General features: G+C 65.1%; 5 protein-coding genes and 3 pseudogenes. 3 read left to right on the forward strand and 5 right to left on the reverse strand.

Going from position 1 to position 6,422, the window contains the following annotated elements; translation table 11 throughout:
* Window positions 1-19: 19 nt before the first annotated feature.
* Together ABZ919_RS40285 and ABZ919_RS40290 are read right to left on the reverse strand one after the other, a co-directional pair.
* Window positions 20-535, reverse strand: a complete 516-nt coding sequence (locus ABZ919_RS40285) for a hypothetical protein (protein ID WP_361258910.1) — start codon at window positions 533-535, stop codon at window positions 20-22.
* 140 nt (window positions 536-675) lie between these two features.
* Window positions 676-963, reverse strand: coding sequence for a hypothetical protein (locus ABZ919_RS40290; protein WP_361258913.1), 288 nt, complete (start codon window positions 961-963; stop codon window positions 676-678).
* Window positions 964-1,268: 305 nt separating this feature from the next.
* Here ABZ919_RS40290 and ABZ919_RS40295 point away from each other — a divergent pair, with 305 nt between their 5' ends.
* The 3 genes and pseudogenes from ABZ919_RS40295 to ABZ919_RS40305 form a co-directional block, all read left to right on the forward strand.
* Window positions 1,269-2,132 (forward strand): alpha/beta hydrolase, encoded by an 864-nt coding sequence (locus ABZ919_RS40295; RefSeq protein WP_361258916.1) that lies wholly within the window; start codon window positions 1,269-1,271, stop codon window positions 2,130-2,132.
* Window positions 2,133-2,257: 125 nt separating this feature from the next.
* Window positions 2,258-3,544, forward strand: a pseudogene (locus ABZ919_RS40300) (FMN-binding glutamate synthase family protein); the annotation flags it as partial.
* Between the two features lie 13 nt (window positions 3,545-3,557).
* Window positions 3,558-3,704, forward strand: a pseudogene (locus ABZ919_RS40305) (IS701 family transposase); the annotation flags it as partial.
* Between the two features lie 1,091 nt (window positions 3,705-4,795).
* On the opposite strand, the gene ABZ919_RS40310 reads toward ABZ919_RS40305, so the two are convergent.
* From ABZ919_RS40310 to ABZ919_RS40320, 3 genes and pseudogenes are all read right to left on the reverse strand, one after another.
* A complete protein-coding gene (locus tag ABZ919_RS40310; protein ID WP_361258919.1) occupies window positions 4,796-5,179 on the reverse strand; it encodes a glutamate synthase-related protein in 384 nt (127 codons plus the stop codon).
* Window positions 5,064-5,363 (reverse strand): hypothetical protein, encoded by a 300-nt coding sequence (locus ABZ919_RS40315; protein WP_361258928.1) that lies wholly within the window; start codon window positions 5,361-5,363, stop codon window positions 5,064-5,066. The genes ABZ919_RS40310 and ABZ919_RS40315 overlap by 116 nt, the downstream gene beginning before the upstream one ends.
* Before the next feature lie 826 nt (window positions 5,364-6,189).
* A pseudogene (locus ABZ919_RS40320) lies at window positions 6,190-6,276 on the reverse strand (IS5/IS1182 family transposase); the annotation flags it as partial.
* Window positions 6,277-6,422 lie beyond the last annotated feature (146 nt).

Below are 6,422 nucleotides of genomic sequence, written 5' to 3' on the forward strand. Positions count from 1 at the left end.
AGCTCCGGAACCCCTCCGGTCATCCACACGTCCGCAGGCCCGGGGGGAGGGTCTCCCCCTCCGGGACCGGTTCCGTCCGGCTCCCGGCGGTGTCGCCGATGGCGGTGTGCGCGGGCGGCCATGGCAGCAGGGCGATCAGGGAGTGTGCCCGGTGGATGAGGAAGGCGGCGAGCGGCAGTTCGGTGGCCAGGGCAAGGCCCCCCGCCATCCAGACGTCCTCAGTTCCGACATCGAGCGAGATGTCGAACCAGGTGTCGCAGATCAGCAGGACCGCTGTGGCGTGCGCGTACAGAATGACCGAACGGCTGCGCCGCCAGGCCAGGAACGCCGTGGACGCCAACGCCATGATGAGCAGCACGTCGAATCCGACCCAGGTCAGGCGCCACTCGTGCACGTGGTGGGACGACGGCAGCGTCAGCCCCAGCATCACGGTCCAGGGTATGAGACAGGCGGCGCACGTGGCGAGCAGCTCAGCGGTGTGCCTCCTGCGGCGGTCCGGCGCGAGGCCGCGGTGGCCCGTATGTTCCTTGGTCACTTGCGGTCCGTCCTCGCGCACTTCCTCCGACACCGGCAGGTTTCCGGATTCCACATGGGCACAGCCGTATACGTCGTTCCGGATATTCCCACGGTGTGCCACCGAACCTCTCGGGCCGCGGGCGATGCCGGTGTCACCCACTACGGGCGTGCCAACCCGAACGTCTTCAGCTGCTCCCAGATCCACGGGTAGAAGCGGTCGTACCTGGAACAGTCCCAGACGTGTCCGCGACGTCCGTCGTGGTGCCCACCGACGGTTCCCGTCTCGGCCACCGCACCCGCTCGCGCAGGGACGCGCGCGTCGGCCGGAAGAGCAGCCGCGTTCGCGGAACCCCCGGCGACGAGGAGGGTGCCTCCGGCGAATGCCAGAGCGGCGGCGGTGGTCGCTATACGCCGTACGAGCTTGTTCTTGGTACGCAAAACAATCATTCCCTGGTTTCCGGAGAGTAGAAACTGCCAACGCGGCCAGTTTCGATCAGGAAGGTGCGTAGTGCATCGCATGATCTGGTGATTGACTGCCGCCCAGGTGGCGCCATGCTGCAGGTATGTATTGTGGGCTTGAGTCGAGACCTGATAGTCACATGAATCGCTAGATTGTGCGAGGTTCTCAGTCCCTTTCCGGTCCACTCTGCCCAGAGAGCTGATATGGCTCGAGTTTTCTTGACTCGGCGGTCGTCTGCCGAAGAAAAGTGGCACACGAAACCAGATCGGGGTCGGGAGCGTGGAGGGCCGGGATGTCCAGGCGCAGTAGCAAAATCGAGTTCGTAGGCTCGCAGGGCGTCCCGCTCGTGGCGCGCCTGGATCTGCCGGAGGGGACGCCTTGGGCGTACGCCGTATTCGCCCCCTGCTTCACATGCGGCAAGGACTGGCTGGCGCCCGCTCGGATCTGCGGGGAGCTGGCCGAACGCGGAATCGCGATCCTCAGTGTGGACTTCACCGGCATCGGTGAGTCCGGGGGTGACTTCGCCGACAGTACAGTCAGCTCCGATGTGGACGATCTCGTGCGCGCCGCGGACCACTTGCGTGAGAACTTCACGGCACCGTCGCTCCTCATCGGGCATTCGCTGGGCGGCGCAGCCGTGCTGGCCGCCGCGCACCGGATACCCGAGACGGCGGCGGTGGCCACGATCGGTGCGCCTGCGGAGCCGGAGCACGTCGTGCACACGTTCGGCGGCAGGCGGGAGGAGATCGAGCGGAACGGGGAGGCCGAGGTGAGTCTCGGAGGCCGCGTGTTCCACATCCGTCGGGAGTTCCTCGACGACATCTCCGCGCAGCCTCAGGCCGAGCGCATCCGCCGACTGCGTCACGCGCTCCTGGTGTTGCACTCGCCGATCGACGAGACGGTAGGTGTGGAGAACGCCCAGCGGATCCTCGACGCAGCACGGCACCCCAAGTCCTTTGTCGCGATCGATGGCGCCGCCCACTCACCGATCGCGCCGACGCCCGCTATGTCGCGACGCTGCTGGCCGCATGGGCCGGCCGTTACGCGCGCGGTTCGGCCCAGGCCGGGCCGCGGCGTGACGGAATCCGCATACCCCGAGCCGATAGGACTTCCGGGCGCCGAATGCGCCGTATATCGCATCATCCAGACATGGTGACGCTACTGGGACAGGAGTAGGTTTCGCACGTGATTAGAATTGCATCGGTCGCATTTATTGGAGTCCTCGCAGTCGCATTCGGATCCTTCGCGGCGACCGTATCTCCCTGGTGGTGGCCAGCCGCCGTGCTGTGCGCGGCGTTGGCGGGCGTGGGTAGCTACGATCTCCTCCAAAAGCGCCACTCGGTGCTGCGCAACTACCCTGTGCTGGGACATGTGCGCTTCATGCTGGAGTCGATCCGGCCGGAGTTGCAGCAGTATTTCATTGAGCGCAATTACGACGGCCGTCCCTACGACCGGGATGTGCGCAGTCTCGTCTATCAGCGCGCCAAAGGCTTGGAAGCGCAGCAAGCGTTCGGGACCGAACGGAACGTCTATGCCGAAGGCTACGAGTACTTCGAGTCGTCGATGAGGCCACGCCCGGTGCCGGCGGAGCAGCCGAGGGTCCGCATCGGTGGTCCGGACTGCACCAAGCCCTACGACATGGTCCTGTTCAATGTCTCGGCGATGAGTTTCGGCTCGCTGTCCGCCAATGTCATCCTCGCCCTGAACCAGGGCGCCGCCCTCGGGGGCTTCGCACACGACACGGGTGAGGGCGGCCTGTCGGAATAGCATCTGCGGCACGGTGGCGACCTGGTGTGGGAGATCGGTACCGGATACTTCGGCTGCCGCACCGAGGACGGCCGTTTCGACCGGGCGCGGTTCGCGGAAAAGGCTGCTCACGACAGCGTGAAGTGCGTGTCGCTGAAGCTGTCCCAGGGAGCCAAACCCGGCATCGGAGGAGTGCTGCCCGGGGAGAAGGTCACCGCCGAGATAGCCCGAGTACGCGAAGTCCCCAAGGGGCGGACTGTCATCTCGCCCCCGTACCACGAGGTTTTCAGTACCCCACGGGAACTGATCCGATTCATCGCCGAGATGCGCGAGCTGTCCGGGGGCAAGCCGGTCGGCTTCAGGCTCTGTGTGGGCTCCCGACGTGAGTTCCTGGCGGTGTGCAAAGCCATGATCAAGGAGGGCACCGCGCCCGATTTCATCATCGTCGACGGAGCGGAGGGCGGCACCGGAGCCGCCCCGCTGGAGTTCGCCGACCATCTGGGCAGCCCCCTCACCGAGGGCCTCATCACGGTCCACAACGCTCTGGTCGGCGCCGGCCTGCGGGACCGGATCAGGATCGGCGCCAGCGGCAAGGTGGCAACCGGAGCCGACATCGTCAAGCGCATGGTGCAGGGCGCCGACTTCACCAATGCGGCTCGCGCCATGATGTTCGCGATCGGCTGCATCCAGGCGCAGAGCTGCCACACCAACACCTGCCCCGCCGGAGTCGCCACACAAGACCCGCGCCGCGCCCGCGCGTTGCACGTCGACGACAAGTCGGTCCGGGTCCAGCGCTTCCAGTCCGCCACGGTGACCAGCTCCCCGCCGCCACAAGGGATGGTGCCGGCACATCACGCTCACCATGCTTGCCCACGCGTTCCTCACGGTGAGGGCCGTCCAGAAGTGTGAAAATGGGGTGACCCGGCCGACGCACCCGACCTCGTGGACCTCACATCAGCTGAAATCCGTCGTCTGCTGGTAGCTGAAGCCCGCCACCCTCCTGCATGCCGCGACCACGCTGTGAACTGGTCCGGATGGCGGCGTCGCCACCAAGTACGCGCCCGCCGCTGTCACTGGATGCGGCGCGGACACACGCTGGTGGGACAGCCCGTCCAAGACCGTCCCACCCATGCCAGACCCTCGCTACGCTCCCCAGCTCTGACTGACTCACCGCTCCTACACCATGCCCGGTTTGGCACTGCCATGCTGGGCCGTGGTGGAGGACGTTCAGCGGGAATCCTCCGCGAGCTCAAATTTCCATCTGCCGATGGAGTCACAGTGCAGGCACCGTATTTCGGTCCAAGCCTGGTCAAGAATAAGGTGCTTGCGTCGTCCACGTTCGGCGAGTGTCTCTGCCCGTTCGGCGGCGATCCGCCGAGCCTGTTGCTGGTCCCTGGCGTTGTCAACCAGGTAGAAGCACCGAATTGTATGATCGGGGGCAACGTGGTAGCGGAATCCGATCAACCAGATGACAGTGTCAATCATTGTCGGCTCATCAGCTTCAACGGGGGGATGGGTGAATGGCATTTCATGTCAGTGATTCTCCTGGCCGACTGCCAGCCACGCTGAAAGCCAGGGCTCCAGTCCGTCTGTGAATGTTTGGCCTGGCTCATACTTCAGAGAGTCGAGATCGGTGGTGGCGCACTCCGGGATGCGCGTGTGACAAGACGAGGAAGGTTGGGACTCGGCTGCCGTAGAGCTCATGGCACTGTCAATACCGCTCATCGTGCAAAACACCCCCGGCTTCTATCAGGAACTAAATACCAACACCATCAGTGTTCGCTGTGCATTGCATAACCTAGGGAGCGGTCCTTGCGCAGTCAGCGCTCCTGGCGCAGAGCTCTTTGTGGGCATCGCGACGGATCCAATGACGCAGGGTGATGCTCTCGCCAATTAGTCGGCAAGTCCGTGTGTCGAGGGTCATCAAGTCGTGAGCTGGGCTTTCTCCCTGGTGTGCCGCGTCGAGTTCGCGCAGCACGCGGTAGGAGTGGATGAGGCGCTTGCGGCCTCACCGCAAGCTGGTGACGCTCGTCTAGCGGGATCTACACGCCGGCGCAGCGTGCGCTGGCACAATCAGCGGGTTCCCATGCGGCCGGCGAAGCGATGATCTTGCGCCGTGGCGGACCGAAAGCGGTGGACTCGAGCCGATGTTTCGTGGACGTTCGATGCGCTGGCGCGGCGCGGGTCCTGGGTGGCGAGGCCGACGGGGCAGGTGTTGGTGTGGCAGATATGCGCTGGATGCGTTCGACGGCGAGGGGTGGAGGGCTGGGCGGCTTCTGGCGCTGCCGGTTGCTCGGGTGTGATGCTGGGGCGGGGAGTTCGCGTGGAGGGACACCCCGGGTCAGTTGACGTGTCCGAGCTCCGTGAGCTGGTCCCAGACCCAGGGGTAGAAGCGGTCGTAGGCGTAGCGGCCGCAGTGCCCGTCCGAGGGCTCCCTGTGGTGGCGGTAGCCCTCACTCCTGACTCCGCCGTACCCGCCGTGGTTCCAGCCGGTGGCTCCCGTCTCCGCTACCACACCTGATTGGGCGGTGTCCGCCGGGAAAGCGGCCGCACTCGCCGAACCGCTGGAAGCGAGGAAAGCACCTGCGGCGACTGCAAGAGACGCAGTCGCGATCCCGATGCGATGTGCGAGCTTTTCCATGATCATTATTCCTTGTTTTATCGATCGCTAACAGGAATCACTATGGATCGGAAAAGGGCGGGGAGCATCGCACGATCGAGTGATTGGTCGGCGTGCGACTCGCCGCCCTTCTCACGTCCCTTTCGGGCTTGACCGCAGAAAGATCGACTCAGGGCGATCCCTGTGTGCGCCGTCGAGTATCTCGTCGTCAACGCCAGTAAGGACGAGTTACTCGCGACAGGGGAGGGAACGGTCGGACCGATCACCAGATCATGTGATGCGCCTCAGTTCCTTGCCGTGCCATGCTGACCAGGCAGAAGACGAGTAGCCACGTTCCCCTCGCCCGCGCGGATGTCGGGTGTGTCCGGCAGCTCTTGCGGGCCTGCAGTGCCGGCGACGGCCAGCTCGCTGTCCGGGTCGTCAAGGACTTCGAGTCGCCGGTAGGAACCGAGCCTCCGCACGAATGAACGGCCGCAGATGAGCGATCAGACGAAAGTGATGGTCCTGGGAGTGATCGCACTCGTCCTCGGTGTCAGCCTTGTTCTCGTACTGCAGCATGCCTGCACGCACTGATGGCAGCGCTCCCGAGGCTCGCCTGGGCCTTCCTGAGGGAACGCCTTGGGCGTACGCCGTATTCGCCCCTGCTTTTTACGTGCGGCAGGGACTGGTTGGCGGCCGCCCGGATCCGCCGAGAGCTGGCCGGACACGGAATCGCAGTCCTCAGTGCGATTCTCGCCGGCATCGGTGAGCCCGGGGCGACTTCGCCGGCAGCAGGTTCAGCTCCGACGATCTCGTGCGCGCCGCCGACCACCTGCGTGAGCACTTCGCGGCACCGTCGATTGTCGTGCGTCCCGCCATCCTGAGGCCGCACCTTCCACCGCGGCATCAGCGGCTTTGCGATCCCCAATAGACCGTCCGGCACAACCCAACTCACCCCGCTCCATGCACAGCCCAACGACCGCCTCACCACACAGGGCACCGCCTTAGAGCTCCTAACGGAATGCGGTTCGCAGGCGCCGCCAGCAGATCAGCGAGCAGGCGAGCTTGAGGAACGCCTCGTGGATGTCATCGCGGATCTCC

The sequence above is a fragment of the Streptomyces sp. NPDC046759 genome (genome assembly GCF_040645475.1).
Lineage (GTDB): Bacteria > Actinomycetota > Actinomycetes > Streptomycetales > Streptomycetaceae > Streptomyces.